15 protein-coding genes and 1 pseudogene are annotated in these 18,463 nt (G+C 54.4%); 12 read left to right on the plus strand and 4 right to left on the minus strand.

Going from position 1 to position 18,463, the window contains the following annotated elements:
• Window positions 1-79 precede the first annotated feature (79 nt).
• The 4 genes and pseudogenes from RC74_RS08940 to RC74_RS08955 all read left to right on the plus strand — a co-directional run bounded on the left by RC74_RS08940 (window position 80) and on the right by RC74_RS08955 (window position 6,852).
• Window positions 80-1,087, plus strand: a complete 1,008-nt coding sequence (locus tag RC74_RS08940; RefSeq protein WP_039001951.1) for an AAA family ATPase — start codon at window positions 80-82, stop codon at window positions 1,085-1,087.
• On the plus strand, window positions 1,084-1,962 hold the full coding sequence (locus RC74_RS08945; RefSeq protein WP_039001952.1) for a DUF58 domain-containing protein: 879 nt from the start codon (window positions 1,084-1,086) through the stop codon (window positions 1,960-1,962). Before RC74_RS08940 ends, RC74_RS08945 begins: the two co-directional genes overlap by 4 nt.
• Complete coding sequence (locus RC74_RS08950; protein WP_039001953.1) at window positions 1,962-4,775, plus strand: DUF4159 domain-containing protein; 2,814 nt, start codon at window positions 1,962-1,964, stop codon at window positions 4,773-4,775. Before RC74_RS08945 ends, RC74_RS08950 begins: the two co-directional genes overlap by 1 nt.
• A pseudogene (locus tag RC74_RS08955) lies at window positions 4,776-6,852 on the plus strand (hypothetical protein). It begins immediately after the preceding gene.
• On the opposite strand, the gene RC74_RS08960 reads toward RC74_RS08955, so the two are convergent.
• Window positions 6,853-7,203: a hypothetical protein gene (locus RC74_RS08960; RefSeq protein WP_039001956.1), complete on the minus strand. Its 351-nt coding sequence runs from the start codon at window positions 7,201-7,203 to the stop codon at window positions 6,853-6,855.
• On the minus strand, window positions 7,200-7,901 hold the full coding sequence (locus tag RC74_RS08965; RefSeq protein ID WP_039001957.1) for a DUF599 domain-containing protein: 702 nt from the start codon (window positions 7,899-7,901) through the stop codon (window positions 7,200-7,202). Before RC74_RS08965 ends, RC74_RS08960 begins: the two co-directional genes overlap by 4 nt.
• 89 nt (window positions 7,902-7,990) lie before the next feature.
• Between RC74_RS08965 and RC74_RS08970 the strand changes: the two genes are divergently transcribed.
• The 5 genes from RC74_RS08970 to RC74_RS08990 all read left to right on the plus strand — a co-directional run bounded on the left by RC74_RS08970 (window position 7,991) and on the right by RC74_RS08990 (window position 13,339).
• A complete protein-coding gene (locus tag RC74_RS08970) occupies window positions 7,991-9,445 on the plus strand; it encodes an FAD-linked oxidase C-terminal domain-containing protein (protein WP_039001958.1) in 1,455 nt (484 codons plus the stop codon).
• Window positions 9,438-10,580, plus strand: a complete 1,143-nt coding sequence (locus tag RC74_RS08975; RefSeq protein WP_039001959.1) for an FAD-binding protein — start codon at window positions 9,438-9,440, stop codon at window positions 10,578-10,580. The genes RC74_RS08970 and RC74_RS08975 overlap by 8 nt, the downstream gene beginning before the upstream one ends.
• 3 nt (window positions 10,581-10,583) lie before the next feature.
• Window positions 10,584-11,867, plus strand: coding sequence for a glycolate oxidase subunit GlcF (gene glcF / locus RC74_RS08980; RefSeq protein WP_039001960.1), 1,284 nt, complete (start codon window positions 10,584-10,586; stop codon window positions 11,865-11,867).
• 58 nt (window positions 11,868-11,925) lie between these two features.
• Window positions 11,926-12,732, plus strand: coding sequence for a trypsin-like serine peptidase (locus tag RC74_RS08985; protein ID WP_052274792.1), 807 nt, complete (start codon window positions 11,926-11,928; stop codon window positions 12,730-12,732).
• 139 nt (window positions 12,733-12,871) lie between these two features.
• Window positions 12,872-13,339: an Hsp20 family protein gene (locus RC74_RS08990; RefSeq protein ID WP_039001961.1), complete on the plus strand. Its 468-nt coding sequence runs from the start codon at window positions 12,872-12,874 to the stop codon at window positions 13,337-13,339.
• A 57-nt stretch (window positions 13,340-13,396) separates the two neighbouring features.
• Here the strand turns inward: RC74_RS08990 and RC74_RS08995 are convergent, their stop codons facing one another.
• Window positions 13,397-15,277, minus strand: a complete 1,881-nt coding sequence (locus tag RC74_RS08995) for a vWA domain-containing protein (RefSeq protein ID WP_417935188.1) — start codon at window positions 15,275-15,277, stop codon at window positions 13,397-13,399.
• Window positions 15,278-15,303: 26 nt separating this feature from the next.
• On the minus strand, window positions 15,304-15,843 hold the full coding sequence (locus RC74_RS09000; protein ID WP_039002022.1) for an RNA polymerase sigma factor: 540 nt from the start codon (window positions 15,841-15,843) through the stop codon (window positions 15,304-15,306).
• A 113-nt stretch (window positions 15,844-15,956) separates the two neighbouring features.
• Here RC74_RS09000 and RC74_RS09005 point away from each other — a divergent pair, with 113 nt between their 5' ends.
• The 3 genes from RC74_RS09005 (at window position 15,957) to RC74_RS09015 (ending at window position 18,406) form a co-directional block, all read left to right on the plus strand.
• Window positions 15,957-16,343, plus strand: coding sequence for a hypothetical protein (locus RC74_RS09005; protein WP_052274793.1), 387 nt, complete (start codon window positions 15,957-15,959; stop codon window positions 16,341-16,343).
• 80 nt (window positions 16,344-16,423) lie between these two features.
• Window positions 16,424-17,215 (plus strand): alpha/beta hydrolase, encoded by a 792-nt coding sequence (locus RC74_RS09010; RefSeq protein ID WP_039001964.1) that lies wholly within the window; start codon window positions 16,424-16,426, stop codon window positions 17,213-17,215.
• Window positions 17,216-17,329: 114 nt separating this feature from the next.
• Window positions 17,330-18,406: a hypothetical protein gene (locus tag RC74_RS09015; protein ID WP_039001966.1), complete on the plus strand. Its 1,077-nt coding sequence runs from the start codon at window positions 17,330-17,332 to the stop codon at window positions 18,404-18,406.
• The last annotated feature ends 57 nt before the right edge of the window (window positions 18,407-18,463 follow it).

Raw genomic sequence — 18,463 nt, forward strand, 5'->3', positions numbered from 1 at the left:
TCTGAATTCGCTTTTGTCATTTGTACCTCGCAGGATTAACGACTTTAATGCAGCTTATATTTGAAAACGGAGGTAATCCATGCCCGAAACGGAAAATCTGGTCGCAGAGATCGAACTCTTGAGCGAAAAACTGGCCGCGGCCAAGGCCAGTCTAACCCAGAAGTTCATCGGGCAGGAAGGTGTTGTCGACCTCGCGTTGTCTGCCCTCTTGTGCGGCGGGCATGCGTTGCTCGTTGGTTTGCCAGGCCTGGGAAAAACCCGATTGGTGGACACGTTATCGACGGTTATGGGCCTTTCGGGGAACCGGATTCAGTTTACGCCGGATTTGATGCCTGCGGATATTTTGGGGTCTGAGATTTTAGATACGGACACGGACGGGAAGCGGGCGTTTAAGTTTGTTCCCGGTCCAATTTTTTGCCAGCTTTTGATGGCCGACGAGATCAACCGCGCCAGTCCACGCACGCAATCCGCATTGCTTCAGGCCATGCAGGAACATGTTGTCACCATCGCGGGCGAGGAGCGCAGCCTTGGCGAGCCGTTCCATGTTTTGGCTACTCAGAACCCGATTGAGCAGGAAGGAACATATCCGCTTCCAGAGGCGCAGCTCGACCGGTTTTTGGTGCAAATCAACGTGAGTTATCCCGACCGTGCCACGGAACGAGCGATCGTTTTGGCGACAACCGGCACGCAGGATGCACGGGTGCATGAGGTCTTTACTGCTGCCGAATTGCTCGCCGCTCAACAGGTGCTTCGGCGCATGCCTGTCGGCGAACAGGTCGTGGATATGATCCTTGATTTGGTGCGTACCTGTCGTCCAGAGGACGAAACCTCCCCAGACTTTATCCGCGAAACCGTGGCGTGGGGGCCAGGTCCGCGTGCGGCGCAAGCGCTCATGATGACCGTTCGTGCAAAAGCCCTTTTGGCGGGGCGGCTTGCGCCCAATATCGATGATGTGATGCAATTGGCGGAACCCGTATTGTCGCATCGCATGGCGTTAAGCTTTGCGGCGCGCGCACAGGGCGAAACGCTTCCCGACATTATTGCCAAAGCTTGCGCAGAAGTTACGCGCGTTAAGGCGGCTGCATGATTTCTACGTCCGCTCCCATACGCGAACGGGCCGAAGGACTTGCCTCAGCGCTTCCTGGATTGCTAGCGGCTGCCAATCAATTGGCGGCATCAGTGCAAACAGGCGAACACGGGCGGCGGCGTAGTGGGGTGGGTGACGAATTTTGGCAATACCGCCAAGCGGTTGCAGGGGATTCCCTGCGGGATATTGATTGGCGTCGCTCGGCACGTTCGGATGTACATTTCATCCGACAAAAGGAATGGCAGGCGATGCAAACGGTCACATTATGGGCCGATACGTCGCAAAGCATGCGGTTTTCGTCCTCACCACAACACGCGACCAAAGCCTTTCGCGCGCAGCTCCTTACGCTCGCAATTGCGGTTCTTTTGCACCGAGGCGGAGAGAAAACTGCCCTACTTGGCGACCCAACCCCCGCTACCGCAAGTCGCGGTGGCCTTACGCATTTGGCGCAGGAACTTGAGAAAATGGCGGACGACGTCGAATTCGGCGCTCCCATGCGAAGCACTCTGCCAAAGAACACGCAAGTCGTGCTGATTTCAGATTTTCTTGGCGACACGAAAGCCCTTCGGGAGCTGTTGAATTCGGCGCAAGGGCAAGGCGTGCGCGGTGCGATTGTGCAGGTTCTTGATCCGCAGGAAATCGCGTTCCCGTTTGAAGGGCGCAATGTTTTTGAAAGTCCGACGGGCGCGATTCGACATGAAACTCTGAAAGCGCGGGGGCTTAAGGCGCGCTACCATGATCGGCTCGCTGAGCGGCAGGCGGTGTTGCGAGATTTGGCGCGAAGCTCGGGGTGGCAATTCACCGTTCATCAAAGCGATAGCGCGCCGCTTCCCGCCCTGTTGTGGCTCTATTCTGCGCTAAGTGTGGGGCGTTGATGTTTACGCTTGGTCCTCTTGGCTTTGCACAGCCCGCCTTTTTGCTCGCGCTGGTTTTCTTGCCCATTTTATGGTGGCTTTTGCGCGCTGTACCGCCTGCTCCTGTGATCCGGAAGTTCCCAGCAGTAGGTCTGTTGCTCGGTTTGAAAGATGAGGAAAATCAAACGGATAGAACCCCTTGGTGGTTGCTCGTACTTCGCATTTTTGCTCTGGCGGCTGCGATCGTTGCCTTTGCAGGTCCATTGCTCAACCCTCAATCCTCTGAGCCGGGAGAAAACCGCAATCTGTTGATTGTCGCGGATGCAAGTTGGGCGTCGGCTCCCGGATGGTCATCGCACCAAGATCGTTTGCAGATGGTCCTAAAAGACGCGGTAAGGAACGGAAATTTGGTGGCATTTTTGCCCCTGACGGATGTGCCTACCACTCCGCTTTTGCTTGAATCCGCCGAGAATGTTTTGACCCAATTGCCGTCCATGGCTCCGCGCCCATGGTTGCCGGATGATGACTCGGCTATCGCTTTGGTTGATGAATTCGCGTCGCAACAATCGACGCCAATGTCCGTGCTTTGGATGTCGGATGGATTGGAACGGGCAGGGCGCGAGGCGCTTCTTGCAAGCCTTGAAGATGTTGGACCCGTGCGCGTTTATGAGGGGGCGCATCAAACCTTGGCGCTTGGGCCTGTAAGCTTTGAAACGGGAGAAGTTTTGGTGCCTGTTTTGCGTAAAATCAGCACCTCTGACTTGGAAGTTCAAGTGAATGCAATTGGCCCTGATCCGTCGGGAACGACGCGTGTTTTGGCCCAGTCTTTGGCGTATTTTGAGGCGGGACAAACCACGAGCGAAGCGCGTTTTGATATGCCGCCAGAAATACGCAATCGGATCACTGAGTTTAGCATCGCTGGCCATGTTTCGGCGGGAGCAGTCGTTTTGACCGATGAAGCGTTGAAGCGTCGCGAGGTTGCGCTGTTTTCGTCCGGGAGCGAAGATGAAGCCCTCGCGCTCCTTGATCCGCTCCATTATTTGCGACAGGCTTTGGTGCCCACCGCCGATCTGGTCGACGGCCTTATTGCCGAAACCCTTTTGGCGCGACCCGATGTGGTGATTTTGGCCGATGTGGCCCAGCTTTCTGAAGGCGATAGCGCGGCCCTTGAAGACTGGGTGAAAGACGGCGGATTGCTCGTGCGTTTTGCGGGGCCGCGCCTTGCTGCGAGTGACGTGAGCCGCAGTTCCGAAGACCCGCTTATGCCAGTGCGACTACGGGTTGGTGGGCGTAGTATCGGTGGGGCCATGAGTTGGGGCGAGCCGCGTGGTCTCAAGGAATTTCCCACGGATTCCCCCTTCTTTGGCCTCAAAATCCCAAGTGACGTTGTGGTCAATTCTCAGGTGGTCGCAGAACCCGACCCTTCTCTTGCCTCGCGCGTTTTAGCCAGTCTTGAAGATGGCACACCGTTGGTAACACGCAAGGAATTGGGTGATGGGCAAGTTGTGTTGTTCCATGTGACTGCAAGCGCGCAATGGTCCAGCCTGCCAATTTCAGGTTTGTTTGTCCAAATGATGGAGCGACTGGCGATTTCGACACAGGCTTCGCGCCCTACCGAGGAAGACTTGGCGGGTACAATTTGGTCCCCCGTCAAGGTGCTGGATGGTTTTGGGCAACTAATCCCGCCTCCAAGTACGCTTGCTGGAATTAAGGGCGAAATACTGGCATCCGCGCTGGTTTCTGCCGCCCTTCCACCGGGGCTATATGTTAGTGATAAGCGTCAAATCGCGCGTAATACTATCGCACAAGATCAAACCCTTCAGCCGCAAGTTTGGCCCTCCGCAATTCCCGTTGATCGTGGCGGTTCGGTGGAAGAGCGCTCCTTGAAGGGTGTGCTTTTGGGGCTGTCGTTGGTGGCATTGCTTCTTGACGTCATTGCATCGCTTTGGGTGTCTGGGCGCTTTCACGGAACGCGGACTTCAAGCACAATTGCGGTTTTTGCGACGCTCTTTTGTATGCAGGGTATCGGGGCCGAAAGCTGGGCCCAGACCACCTCTCAAACTGAAACGCTAACCATTGATGAAAAGGCCTTTGCTGCGACAAGTGAAACGGTCATGGCTTATGTTATTACGGGCGACGAAGCTGTGGACGAGGTGTCACGTGCGGGCCTATGGGGACTTGGAAGGGTGCTTTTTCAGCGCACATCTATCGAACCCGCTGATCCCATAGCCATTGATTTGGAAAAGGATGAATTGTCCTTCTATCCGATGATTTACTGGCCAATTACCACGACCCAAACCCTGCCATCACCTGCCGCCTATGCCCGTCTAAACCGGTATTTGCAAAAGGGTGGCCTCATCCTGTTTGATACCCGCGATGCCGATGAGCAAAGGTACAAAAGGGTCACCGAAAATACCCGAAAGCTGCGTATGTTTGCCCGCCAACTCGATATCCCGCCCCTTGAAGAGGTGCCATCTGACCATGTTTTGAATCGCAGTTTTTATCTGTTGGAGGAAGCCGCGGGACGATATGTCGGTCCGCCGGTTTGGGTCGAGGCCGCCCCTGCGGACGTGGAACTCGCCGAGGGGATGCCGTTTCGCAATCTAAACGACGGGGTTACGCCGGTTGTGATCGGTGCCAATGACTGGGCTGCGGCATGGGCGATCGCGCCTAATGGCAATCGTCTCTTTACCGTTGGGCGCGGTCGCGCGGGCGATGAACAGCGCGAAATGGCCTATCGTTTTGGGGTGAATTTGATGATGCACGTCCTGACCGGAAATTACAAAAGTGATCAGGTTCACGTGCCTGAATTGCTCGAACGACTGGGGCAATAAATGACACAAACCATTCTTTTTGACCCCCTGCTGCCCCTGCCGCTCATTTTGTTTGGGATTGTGACGGCGTTTTTCGTCCTCGCGTTTTCCTATTGGCGCGGGTTGTTTGGCTGGCCTCTACGGTCGTTCGCACTGACCGTTCTCTTCCTTACGCTCCTCAATCCCGCGCTGCAAAGCGAAGATCGAGACGCAATGTCGGACATCATTCTTATTTTGCAGGATAAGTCTTCCAGCCAGTCCCTCTCAGATCGGGAGGCCCAAAACGCTTCGGCGCTTGCCGCCTTGCGCCAAAAACTTGCGGCGTTGCCTAATACGGATATCCACGAAGTGTCTTTTGGCGATGGTGAGGCGGATTCTGGCACCACGCTTTTTGGCGCGCTGTCGGCGGCCCTTGCGGAAATCCCAGAGGCGCGTGTCGCGGGAATCGTTATCCTAAGTGACGGTCAAGCGCATGATATTCCAGCAGAAGACGCGCTGAGTGAGCTGACATGGCCCGGGCCGATCCATACGCTTTTGAGCGGGCGAAAAGGCGATTGGGATCGACGCCTCGTTCTCTCTAAAGCTCCCGGATTTGGCATCATTGGCGAGCCTGTAATGCTTACCGTTTTGGTAGAGGATCAAGGGGCCGTTCCGCCGGATGTGGGGCCAAATGCTCCGCTCTTGATCTCCATTGATGGCGGCCCGACGCAAAGTTTTGAGGTTCCCATTGGGCAGGAACTTGAATTGCCTCTGACGCTAGCGCATGGTGGCCTGAATGTCGTGCAATTTGTCGTTCCTATGGCCGACACTGAACTCACGGATCGCAATAATACCGCTGTACTTCAAATCAATGGCGTGCGGGATCGCTTGCGTGTTTTGCTAGTCTCTGGCGAGCCGCATCCGGGGGAGCGTACATGGCGAAACCTCTTGAAATCAGACAGTTCTGTCGATTTGGTTCACTTTACCATCCTGCGCCCGCCTGAGAAACAAGATGGTGTACCCGTCTCGGAGCTATCATTGATTGCTTTCCCGACACGCGAATTGTTCCTTGAAAAAATTGATGATTTCGATCTAATTATTTTTGATCGCTACAAGCGGCGCGGTATTTTGCCTGCGAGTTATCTAGAGAATGTGGCCAATTATGTGCGTCGCGGCGGTGCGGTACTGCTTGCGGCTGGGCCAGATTTCGCTTCGGTCGAGAGCCTGTATTTCTCGGCCTTGTCCGAAATTCTACCCGCCGAACCCACAGCGCGCCTTCTTGACGAAGAGTTCCGCCCCAAAGTGACGGAAACGGGGCAAAAGCACCCCGTGACCGAAGGCTTGCAAGCGGGACCTGAGCCTGAATGGGGCCGGTGGTTGCGAATGGTGGAACTTGAAGCCACCTCGGGGCACACGGTGATGTCGGGCAAAAATGATGCCCCCTCCTGCAATTGGATAGGGTTGGCGAAGGGCGCGTCGCGCTTCTGGCGAGCGACCATGCTTGGCTTTGGCATCGTGGCTTTGACGGTGGTGGACCCCAGCTGGAACTCCTCCGCCGCTTGGCACATTGGATGATGAAAGAGCCTGAGCTTGAGGAAGAAGCGCTATCGGCCTCCGCAGTGGGTTTGGAAATGAAGATCGTTCGGAGGACATTGGGTGGCGATGACGCGCCTGCGCCAGATCTCGTGACGATCACGGCTCCAGATGGCAGTCAGGTCGAAGTCCCCCTTGTTCAATCCCGCCCCGGGCTTTTTGAAACAACCTATTTCGGGACAGAATTTGGGCTCTATCGCTTGTCCCAAGGCGCGCTTTCGTTTGTGATCGGCATGGGGCCTGCCGCCCCGCGAGAGTTTGTGGAAACCGTGGCCACCTCGCGTGTGCTTGCACCCTTGATCGTACCGACAAAGGGGGGGTACTGAACATGGAAGACGGAACGCCAGACGTCCGCACTGTGCGTTCTGGTCGGAACGCATCGGGGGCTGGATGGATTGGAATCGTCCCACGCGGCGCTTTTGTCACCACGGGAATTTCGGTAAGCCCATTGGTTCCCGCATGGATATTGCTGGTCTTGATCACGATGATGTCCATAGCCGCATGGCTGCGCGAGGGGCGCAGATAACTATTTTAGATCAAAGCGGTATGGCTCGGATGTCTCGCCATCTGTAAGACAATTGGCCTGAATAAAGACATGGGTGACCCCATCGGGAATGGTGATTCCCGTAACGGACCGCGTGAACGGCTGCTCGTTTTCATGCGGATGTGCGAGGGAACGTTGGCCAAGGATAGAGCCGTCCGGAGCGATGATCTTCCAACCGTCCGCATAGTGGTCCCACCCCGAATCCGGATGCAGAATAGAAACGTCAAACCGCCATTTTGCGCCTGACTGGGACGCGACCACATGTTTGACAACGGCCGGATCGGCGAAGGCAGGGGCCGCGACGAATATTAGTAAGGCTACAAGGCGTTTCATGGTATTTTACCCTCAAGGAGGACGGCCCGGGAATGGGACGCAAATTCGCGTCTCCAAAGGACAAGACTCGTCACAATAGTGGATATAATAAGGGGCCATGCACCCAACATCCATGCCAAACATGCCAAGGCGTAGTAAACTGTTCGTAATCCACGGTTATAGCTTCGCGCAGCGGTTATATTGATTTCACCGGATTGTTTCGCGCGAATGAGGGCCATTGGGTCTTCAATTTCGTTTGGCGCGGCGGCCATGACCACGGCCGCATATCCGAACAATCGATGCGACCAGACGAAATTGAGAAATGCACTGGCGAGCATCACCAAAACAAGCAGAATTTTTATTTCCCAAACGATGGCGGGAGCACTTTCGATGGAGAAATCGCTGGCGAGACCACGAAGATGCTCCTGATTTCCAATGAGCGCCAACCCGCCACCAATGCTAATCATACACGCCGACGCAAAAAATGTGGTGCCTGTGCGCAGGGTTGCAAGGATTGTCGCGTCAAAAATCCGTGGCTGTCGCGTCACATATTGGACCATCCATTCACGGCGGTAGTTCGCCATAAGCGAAGACGTGGACGGATTTTTGGGGGTCGGGTTTTCAATCCTCCAACCAAGAAACGTCCAGCTGAGCAGAAGAAATGCCACCGCAACGGCATCAATCACGTCAAAATATGTAAATCTAGCAAGGAGTTCCATGGCGGTTACATTAGCGCGCGCGATTGGGGGTTGCTAGATCAAAAAATTGGTTATAATTTCTTACCAATTCAAAACTGCAAGGTGAAATTATGGAAATGCCAACCCCCGATGCGAAGGTACTAGATCGCAAATCGCAGATCGTTTCGCTCCTGCAGGCCGTTCTTCACACAGGCACGGTAATTCACGATGAAATCGAAACCCGCGCCTATGAGTGTGATGCGCTTACGGCCTACCGTTGTCCGCCAATGTGTGTGGTTTTGCCAACGACAACAGAAGAAGTCGCCGCCGTTTTGAGGATATGCGCGCAAGAGAACGTTCCCGTAGTGCCGCGCGGAGCAGGGACGTCGCTTGCCGGAGGTGCGCTTCCGACCGCCGATTGCGTTGTTTTGGGCGTGGCCCGCATGAACGAAGTACTCGAAACCGACTACGACAATCGCTTTATCCGCGTGCAAACGGGCCGTACCAATTTAAGCGTATCCGGCGCGGTTGAGGAAAACGATTTCTTTTATGCGCCCGATCCAAGTAGCCAGCTTGCCTGCGCTATCGCGGGCAATATAGCGATGAATTCTGGCGGCGCGCATTGCCTGAAATACGGGGTCACAACGAACAACCTGCTTGGCGTACGTATGGTGACGATGGAGGGCGAAATTGTCGATATTGGCGGGGCCCATATGGGGGCCGCAGGGCTTGATTTATTGGGCGTGATTTGTGGTAGTGAAGGGCAGCTTGGAGTTGTCACGGAAGCCACTCTGCGCATTCTTCCCAAACCCGAAGGCGCGCGCCCCGTGTTGATCGGTTACGACAGTAACGAGGTCGCGGGAGCTTGTGTCAGCGATATCATCAAGGCGGGGGTTTTGCCCGTCGCAATTGAGTTTATGGACCGTCCTTGTATCCGCGCTTGCGAAGCCTTTGCCCATGCGGGCTACCCCGATTGCGAAGCGCTTTTGATTGTCGAGGTTGAGGGAAGCGATGCCGAAATCGCGCACCAGCTTGACCTGATCAAAGCGATTGCCATGCGTCACAATCCCGTCGAATTCCGCGAAAGTAAATCCGCCGAAGAAAGTGCTGCGATTTGGCTGGGCCGTAAGTCGGCTTTCGGCGCGATGGGGCAAATCAACGACTATATGTGTTTGGACGGAACGATTCCAGTTTCCGAATTGCCGCTCGTTCTGAAGCGCATCCGTGAACTCTCGGCTGGATACGGCCTTGAAGTTGCGAATGTTTTTCACGCGGGCGATGGCAACATGCATCCGCTGATCCTGTTTGACGCAAACAAGACCGGTGATTTGGAGAAATGTGAGGCTTTGGGGGCGGATATTCTGCGGCTTTGTGTGGAAGTTGGGGGATGTTTGACGGGCGAGCACGGGGTCGGCGTAGAGAAGCGGGATTTGATGTTGGACCAATACACAGAAGCGGATTTGGAAGCACAGTTGCGAGTCAAAGATGTGTTTGATCCAATGTGGCTGTTGAATGCGGCAAAAGTGTTTCCCCTTTCAACAACGAAAACGCGGCGCGCTGCTAAGGAATTGATCCCCAATGACTAAACCTCAAATCGATTGCCCGCGTTCCGAAAAAGAGCTTGCCGAATTTGTGCGGGATACGCAACGCGCGGTGCGTGTCACTGGTGGAGATACCCGCAAAACTGGCTCCACTCGAGCCGAGGACATGGTGAGTACATCTGCACTTTCTGGCATTACGCTCTATGATCCAGGCGCACTCACTTTGGTCGCGAAATCCGGCACGCCCCTTTTGGAAATCGAAAATGCACTCGCCGCCGAAAATCAAAGGCTGGCCTTTGAACCGATGGATCATCGTGGCCTGCTGGGAACGCAAGGTGTGTCGACCATCGGCGGAGTGGTTGCCGCAAATGTGTCTGGCCCACGGCGGGTGCAGGTGGGGGCCTGTCGCGATCACCTTTTGGGGGTTCGGTTTGTCGATGGGCGTGGCGATGTTATTAAGAATGGGGGCCGCGTTATGAAAAATGTGACGGGCTATGATTTGGTTAAATTGATGGCGGGCAGTTATGGGACATTGGGAATCCTGAGCGAAGTTTCCCTCAAAGTTTTGCCACAAGTCGAAGCAGTCGCGACGGTTTTGATCAAAGGTCTAACCAATTCCGAAGCGGTTTCGGTGATGTCCCGCGCGATGGGATCACCCTATGAGGTCTCCGGTGCGGCCCACATGCCTTTGGGTATGGAGGGCGAGGCTGCGACAACGCTACGGGTCGAAGGATTTCACGCGTCGGTTGCTTACCGTGCGCAAGCTTTGGTCGAGATGTTCAAAGCGTGCCCAGACGTCACAGTTCAAACGGATCCTGTACAAACGACCGCTGTCTGGCAAGGAATTAGCGAGGCCGCGCCCTTTCACAATGAAGCGGGTGACGTTTGGAAAATTTCCTGTGTTCCGAGCGATGCCACAAGGTTGGCGCAAGCCGCGGGCGGTAGAATCTTGTTCGATTGGGCGGGCGGATTGATCTGGGCGCTTACGACCGAGGGGCACGATCTTCGCCTCGATCTGGGATCTTTTGATGGGCACGCAACGCGTATTCGCGCGGGGAAAACCACCGCCGCCGACGCCCCAACCTTCGCCCCCGAGCATCCTTTGATTGAGAGGTTATCTGCGGGGCTTCGTGAGAAATTTGATCCGCGTGGGATCCTAAATCCGGGTTTGATGGGATAGAAAATGCAAACGAATTTCACTCCGGAACAGCTAAAAGACCCCGCCATCGAACGCGCCAACGAGATTCTACGGGCCTGTGTCCACTGCGGATTTTGCACGGCGACTTGCCCAACCTACCAAGTTTTGGGCGACGAACTCGACAGTCCGCGCGGGCGCATTTACCTCATCAAAGATATGCTCGAAAGCGGGCGACCTGCTGACGAGAAAACCGTGAAACACGTTGACAGATGCCTGTCGTGTTTGGCCTGTATGACCACGTGTCCCTCGGGCGTCCACTACATGCATTTGGTCGATCAAGCGCGTGCATATATTGAAAAAACTTACAAACGCCCGTTTGTGGACCGCAGTTTGCGCTGGATGCTGGCGCAGATTTTACCCTATCCAAAACGTTTTCGGCTTGCCCTTTTGGGCGCAAAAATCGGACGACCCTTTGCCTTTCTGATGCCTGATGCACGCCTTAAGGCGATGCTCGAAATGGCACCCAAAACGATCCCACCTGTGAGTCGCAATGATGACGCGCAAGTGTTTCCAGCGATTGGGCCGCGCAAAAAACGGGTGGCTTTGATGACGGGCTGTGCGCAGAAGGCGCTAAATACGGATATCAACGACGCGACCATCCGCCTTTTGCGGCGCTTGGGGTGTGACGTCGTGATCGCCAAGGGAATGGGCTGTTGTGGAGCCTTGACCCACCATATGGGGCAAGAAAAGAAAAGCCATGCAAGTGCGGCGCAAAACATCAAAGTTTGGATGGATGAGTTCCGCGCTGACGGGTTGGACGCGATTGTCATCAACACATCTGGCTGCGGAACCACCGTAAAGGACTACGGACATATGTTTCGCAATGATCCCTTGGCTGCGGATGCTGCGAAAGTGGCTGATTTGGCGATGGATGTGAGCGAAGTTTTGATGCAACTCGACATGCCAAAAGGTGAGGATCAAGGCCTGCGGGTTGCCTATCATTCCGCCTGTTCCTTGCAGCATGGGCAGCAAATAAAAGCCCATCCCAAAACGCTTTTGAAGCAAGTTGGTTTTGAGGTTGTAGAGCCTGCCGATGCGCACCTCTGCTGTGGATCCGCAGGGACGTATAACTTGATGCAACCTGAGATCAGCGCAAAACTGAAGGAGCGTAAAGTTGCAACGCTCGCAGCGAAAAAACCGGACGTTATTGCCGCGGGCAATATCGGGTGTATGATGCAGATTGGACGGGCCGCTGGCGCGCCGATTGTTCACACGGTTGAACTTTTGGACTGGGCGACAGGGGGGCCAAAACCGCCTGCAATGAACTGAGTTCGGCCATATTGCTGCCTTATCTCGGAAATACTACCGAGGAAGCGACGGAGGGAATATGCGCGGACTGTTGGCAATAATTGTGGTTTTGGTTGGCCTTGGTCACGCGCAGGCGGATACGTTGCGCAAGCTTTCAACTGGCAACGATAGTCGCGGATGGGAGGCGGTTGGTCGCCTCAATATCGACCGCAAAACCATGTGCACGGGCGCCCTGATTGCGCCCGATTTGGTCCTGACGGCGGCGCATTGCCTTTTTGACAAAACGACCAAAGAGCGTGTTGATCCAGAAGGTATCGAATTTTTGGCTGGATGGCGCAATGGTCGCGCGTCTGCCTATCGCTGGGTTGCGCATGCCGTTACGCATCCCGACTATATTTTTGACACCGAAAATGTGTCGCAAAAAGTAGAGAATGACGTCGCACTTCTGCGCCTCTCCCAACCCATCAACAGCACGTCGATCATCCCCTATGAAACGGGCGCTTCTCCTCGCAAAGGGGCAACTGTGGGCGTGGTTTCTTATGCGCATGATCGGGAAGCCAGCGCGAGTCTGCAAGAAGAGTGCAAGGTTTTGGCGCGGCAAAAGGGCACTTTGGTTTTGTCTTGTGATATCGACTTCGGCTCGTCTGGCGCACCGATTTTTTCCATTCGAAACGGGTATCCAGAAATTGTGTCGGTAATTTCCGCAAAGGCCGAAGCGGGTGGGCGGCAGGTTGCGCTTGGAACGTCCCTTGCGGAACCGTTGGCGGTTTTGTTGGCGGAAATGGCTGCAGAGCCGACGGTTTTTGAAAAAGGCTCGCCCAAGTTCCTAAACGGCAACAGTCATACGGGTATTGTTCGCTCTGGCGCGAAGTTTTTACGCCCTTAGGTTTTTCCGACGCCCCTCTTGAAAGCCCCAAAAACGTTCCCAAATTAAGTGTACCGAGGCGCCAATGTTGGGTCTTGGTTCGTGCCTGTCCCCTCGGGAAGGCTCCTTTTTAACGTTGTTGCTCATCAGGAGAATGACCATGCGAAACTTTGATTTAGCCCCCCTATACCGTGCCACTGTTGGCTTTGATCAGATTGCCGATCTTATGGATCGTGTCCGCTCGACCGACCAGGCGCGCCCAAGCTATCCCCCTTATAATATTGAAAAAACCTCTGCAGAAGGATGGCGTATATCTATCGCCGTTGCTGGTTTTTCTGACAGCGAACTTTCGGTCGAACTGCGTGAAAGCGAGTTGATTGTCGCGGCGAAAAAAGAAAGCGACGACACCACAACAAGCTATCTCCATCGCGGAATTGCGACCCGTGCCTTTGAACGCCGGTTCCAGCTGGCGGACCACGTGCATGTAACGGGCGCCACCCATGAAAACGGTATGCTTTCGATTGATTTGAAGCGGGAAGTTCCGGAGGCGCTTAAGCCACGGCGCATCGAGATTTCCAGCGGTGATTTGGCCGACAATAAAAAGATTGAAGCCAAACCCGTCAATTAATCGACGCTAAACGAATGGAACGGCGCGCAGAATTTGCGCGCCGTCTTTTTGTGGGAATTAGTTGCCGTTCGCCATGGATTTTGCCAGACGCATCAAGGTGACGGCCTCAGCGCGATAGCCAAAAGCGTCCACGCCTTTTGCGCCTTGTGCGAGGGAAATCGCCTCGTCCCAACCCCAGTCCCCCAGATAGGTATCATCCCGCAATAGCTGACCAAAGCCCGCCATTGATGCTGCAAATTGCGTATCTTCTGAGGTCTCGCCCATCCCTGCATTAATTGGAGTGGTGATGAGTTCACTTTGTGTTTCGCCTGGGGTCTTGTAGCGAATTTTGAGGAAGCCAAGTTCGTCACTCGGCGTCGGTACGCTCTCTTTTGAACCATAACGCAACTCATCGTTTTTAATGGCACTAGAGCCAACAGGCGTGATTTCATATAACGCAGTCACGGTATGCCCCGCGCCGATTTCGCCTGCGTCAACTTTGTCGTTGTTGAAATCCTCACGGTTGAGTACGCGGGTTTCATAGCCAATCAGCCGATACTCAGCGACCTGTGACGGGTTGAATTCAACCTGAATTTTCACGTCATTGGCGATGGGGAAAAGAGCGCCGGTCAATTGATCGACAAGTACCTTTTGGGCCTCGGCCAGCGTGTCGATATAGGCGGCCTGTCCGTTGCCATTTTGGGCCAGAGTTTGCATGGTTGCATCGTCGAGGTTGCCACGGCCAAATCCAAGAACCGAAAGATAGGTGCCTTCGTCGCGTTTTGTTTCAATATAGGATTTGAGCGCCGCTGGATCGTGAATGCCAACATTGAAATCACCGTCCGTCGCGAGCAATACACGGGTAACTTCGCCCTCTGACTGCATGGATTTCGCAATCGTATAGGCTTGCTGCAGCCCTTCTTGCCCCGCCGTGCCACCGCCCGCTTCGAGGCGATCAAGCGCAGCTAGGATGGTGCTGCGTTCGCTGGCCGCAGTGGGTTCCAAAACCTGTCCTGCGGAGCCCGCATAGGCCACAATCGCGACCTGATCTTCGGGGCGCAATTCGCTGAGCATTAAGCGGAAGCTTTGTTTCAGAAGGGGCAGTTTGTTTTGGTCTTGCATGGAGCCAGACGTGTCGATCAGGAACACCAAATTCAGCGGTGGGCGGGTATCCGTCGCGGGGAGTGCCCCTTGAATGCTGATATGAACCAGTTGCGTACCCGCGTTCCATGGCGTGTCCATAACTGTCACGCTTGGCAAAAACGGCTGGTCGCCCTGTGGCGCCTTATAGGCATAGGGGAAGTAGTTGATCATTTCCTCAATGCGCACAGAGTCTGGATCGGGCAAATACCCGTTGGTGATGGAGGAGCGCAGGATCGCGTAGGAAGCCGTGTCTACGTCGATCGAGAAGGTCGAAACGGGATCTTCATTGGTGGTTTTTAGCGGATTTGGTGCCGCGTTGGAAAAGGTTTCGGACTCGGACATGTCGTCGGGGAAGTAGAACTGCGGTTCGATACTCACCGCTTCCTTGCTGAGGCGCGAGAGGGAGGTTGCAGGCGCAGGGCTCGTCATTTGTACGATGGAGCGGCCCGCCAATTCGTCTGCGGGAGCGACCATCATGTCATCAACCTCATCTTGAGCGAGCATGCTTTCTTCAGGCAAAGATTTTGCGCCTTCAGGCGTGGTGGCTTGTGGGGCAAGTGGCGTGTTTTGCAACTCTACGAAAATCACACCGACACCAACGGCGGCAATTGAAGTTGTAATCGCAAGCCCTGTGCGGGACGTCATTGCAGTGAACATATTTTTTACTCCTGAAATCCAGCCCGCCCGAAGTGGCGTGCTTTCAGAAGTAGGACGGGGCTCAACCACCGAACCTTGGAAGTTTTTAAAGTTTTTTTCCGCCAGCGCGATATCGGCCCGTTTTTTTGCGTCATCAGGAGCGGGAACGTCGGCCATCATGGCCTTTAGGGCGTCGAGATCATCGTTCATGGATAGCCCTCCTTCTGGTGGTAGGCGCGCAGATGTTTTTTCACTTCTGACATGCGCCATGCAATTGTGCCCTCGGAAACGCCGAGGATTTCGCCCGTTTGGGCATGGGTCAATTCCTGTCCAAGGATCAAGGAAACGGTGTCGCGCAACTCATCCGGCAAGGCCGTGATCGCGGCGGCCAGCCAGTCTTGTTTCTCGCGCATTTCGTCGTTATCCGCTTGGCGGCCAATTTCCCAACCGCCCCAGCCGTCGGAGGCCTTGGCGTGGGTTGCGTGGCGTCGGCGACGATCGTGGGCGGCATTGATCGCGACACGATAGAGCCATGTCGTGAATTTCGCCTCGCCCCGAAATCGCGCGAGTTTTGCGGGGAGGGCGGTGCAGATGTCTTGCGTCAAATCCTCGGCTTCGGCACGACTTCCCAAGAGGCGAAAACACAGTCCGAAAAGACGGTCGTAATGCCGCTGCAACAGCACACCAAAGGCTGTGCCGTCTCCATTTGCGGCAGCCAGTGCCAAAGTTTCGTCATTTGTTTCCATTAGCATCACAATGAATAGGACGCGCGCCAAAGGTCAATCCTTGGGAAGGTTTGAAATAAATTATTCGGGGCGGGCGTGATGCGCTAAGCTGTATGAAAATAAGGAGAGAATTCATGCGACTAAATGTGATAGGAGCCTGTGCGGCGGTGCTGCTTTTGGTGATTTCGGATTGGCTTCACTTGCCCGAGGCCTTCGGTGCCCATCCCTACTGGTCTGGAAAAGTGCTGTTCATTGGCGGCGTTATCGGTATTTTGGGGGCGTCTGTCTTCGCGGTTTTTGGCAGCCATATTCGTATGGTGATCCCCCTATTCTTGTTTGATACGGTGCTCGTTTTTGGGGCGATTTCCGCATATATGGGCAAGATGAAATTCGCGGAATCTTATGTCGAAAACGCCTTGGCGGGTCAGTTTTGGTTCTTAGGCTGGATTGCAATTGCTGCGGGAATGTCGGGTTTGATCGCCACCGCCGCGCGGTATTTATGGCGTTCCTCAGACGTTTGACGCTTACGGAAAGGCAGCACGGGTTGCATTGAAACCTGTTCACCGTAAGGTGCAGAGAACTCGATTTGGAAGGCCAGAGAATGGACATGGACGACGCCTACGCAAACGCGAAATACATTCCTAATGCGTCAGATTTTTTGGAGCAATGGGAAGATAGCGCCCGTGAATGGCGCGAGATGGAAAATGCGGCGGGGCGGCTTCAGGTCAACCTCTCTTACGGCGCCCATGAGCGCGAGAAATTCGATCTGTTTCTGCCGTCTGGTCGTCCCGAGGGGTTGATGGTTTTTGTGCATGGTGGCTATTGGTATCAGTTTGATAAATTTCGCTGGTCCCATTTTGCAGAAGGGGCTACGGCGCGGGATTGGGCCGTAGCAATTCCAAGCTACCCGCTGGCCCCCGAAGCGCGGATTTCCGAAATCACGCAGAGCATCCGAAAAGCGATCGAAGAAGCCGCCAAGCGTGTTCGTGGCCCGATTGTATTGGCGGGGCATTCCGCTGGCGGGCATCTGGTGGCGCGGATGCTGTGTGAGGATGGGCTTGCCCCCGAAATCGCCGCGCGCATCAAAACCGTTGTGCCCATCTCGCCGCTCTCTGATTTGCGTCCCTTGATGGAGACCAAAATGAACGCGGATTTGCGCTTGGATTTGGCCGAGGCCGAGGCCGAAAGCCCGCTCCTGCTGAAGAAGCACATCGACATTCCCGTGACCGTTTGGGTCGGTGGCGCTGAACGTCCCGCTTTCTTGGATCAAGCCCGTTGGCTCGCACAAGCATGGGAGGGGGCAAGTTTACATATTGAACCCGGACAGCACCATTTTAATGTGATCGATGGCCTCAAAGATCCAGAGAGCCCGTTGATGAAAGCCCTTGTCTGATTTAACCGCCCGAACCCCCAAAATGTTCTTACAAAAATTTCAATGTCCTATACCTGTTGAACGCGATATAAATCCCCAAATATTATATCACTATTCAAAATAACGAGGAACCCTATGGCAGATTTTGAAGCCCAAATCATCGAGTCCCAAAAGCAAGCGGCCGAGACACAGCAAAAAATGGCTGACCTTACAGGGCGGATTGAGTCTGCTCGTGCCAAGATGAAAACGGGCGCCGATGTTACGATTGATATCGAGAATGCCACGCTTGACGATGTTCATGCGCATACGCAGTTGATGAATGAAAATATCGCCGAACTCATTATGGGACTTGACGATGTTACTGCTGGATTCTCGAAAGATTTCGAAGAGTTACGCAATAAATCGGGTATCGAAAAACTGATTGGTATCTTTTCGCGCGGCAAGTCCGAAAGCATGCGCCAAGAGCGGATGCGCGAGGCCAGTGTTGACGATAAATTGCAAGATTTGATCGCCAAGTCGGATGTTATTGTGACATTGCTCGAAGGCCAACTCGCCGAGCTTGTTACCCAACGCGAGAAGGTTTCAACCAACCTGACTGAGACTTTAGACGAGCGTGAAGCCGTGGTTGGGGAGCTTGAAACGCTCCGAGTGGACATCCTTGCGATGGACCCGAAAATTATTACACTAGAAGGCAAGATTTCCGTTGAACAAGACGCCGCTGCACGCACAAAGCTTGAAACAGAACTCGCGAAGTTGAACACGACGTTCAACCAGAAAGTGCAACTGGAACAGGTAAAACTGGCCAATTCCCAGACACTCGAGCGCTATATCGAAAAGGGCAAAACCTGGATCGACTCGTTGCAAAATCAAGAAGCGACCCAGATGGTTTTGATCAATAAATTGCAGACGGACACCAAGCAACGTGTTGTTTTGTATGATGCTTTGACAAAATCCCTGAAAACGGCACAGCAACAAGACGTGGCGCACCGTATTAATGAGATTGGTGTGCAAACCGACAAGGAAGCGCAGACCGCGATGGCGGCGATTGGCACGGCCACGAATGCGAAAATGGCGGACATGATGGAAGCGCACGAAGATCACATGGTTTTCGCCCGCAAGGTTTTGGAGCAAAAGGCCAAAGCAGATGAGCGCTTTGCGCGCCGGTTTGAAGCCATCGTCGAGAAACACGATAAAAACCTCTATGGCGGCTGATCGGGCCACCAAAGGGACGTAATCTTGTGGCGCAGTGGCAGTTTGGAACGGTCAAAA

The organism is Falsihalocynthiibacter arcticus (assembly GCF_000812665.2).
Taxonomy (GTDB): Bacteria; Pseudomonadota; Alphaproteobacteria; order Rhodobacterales; family Rhodobacteraceae; genus Falsihalocynthiibacter; species Falsihalocynthiibacter arcticus.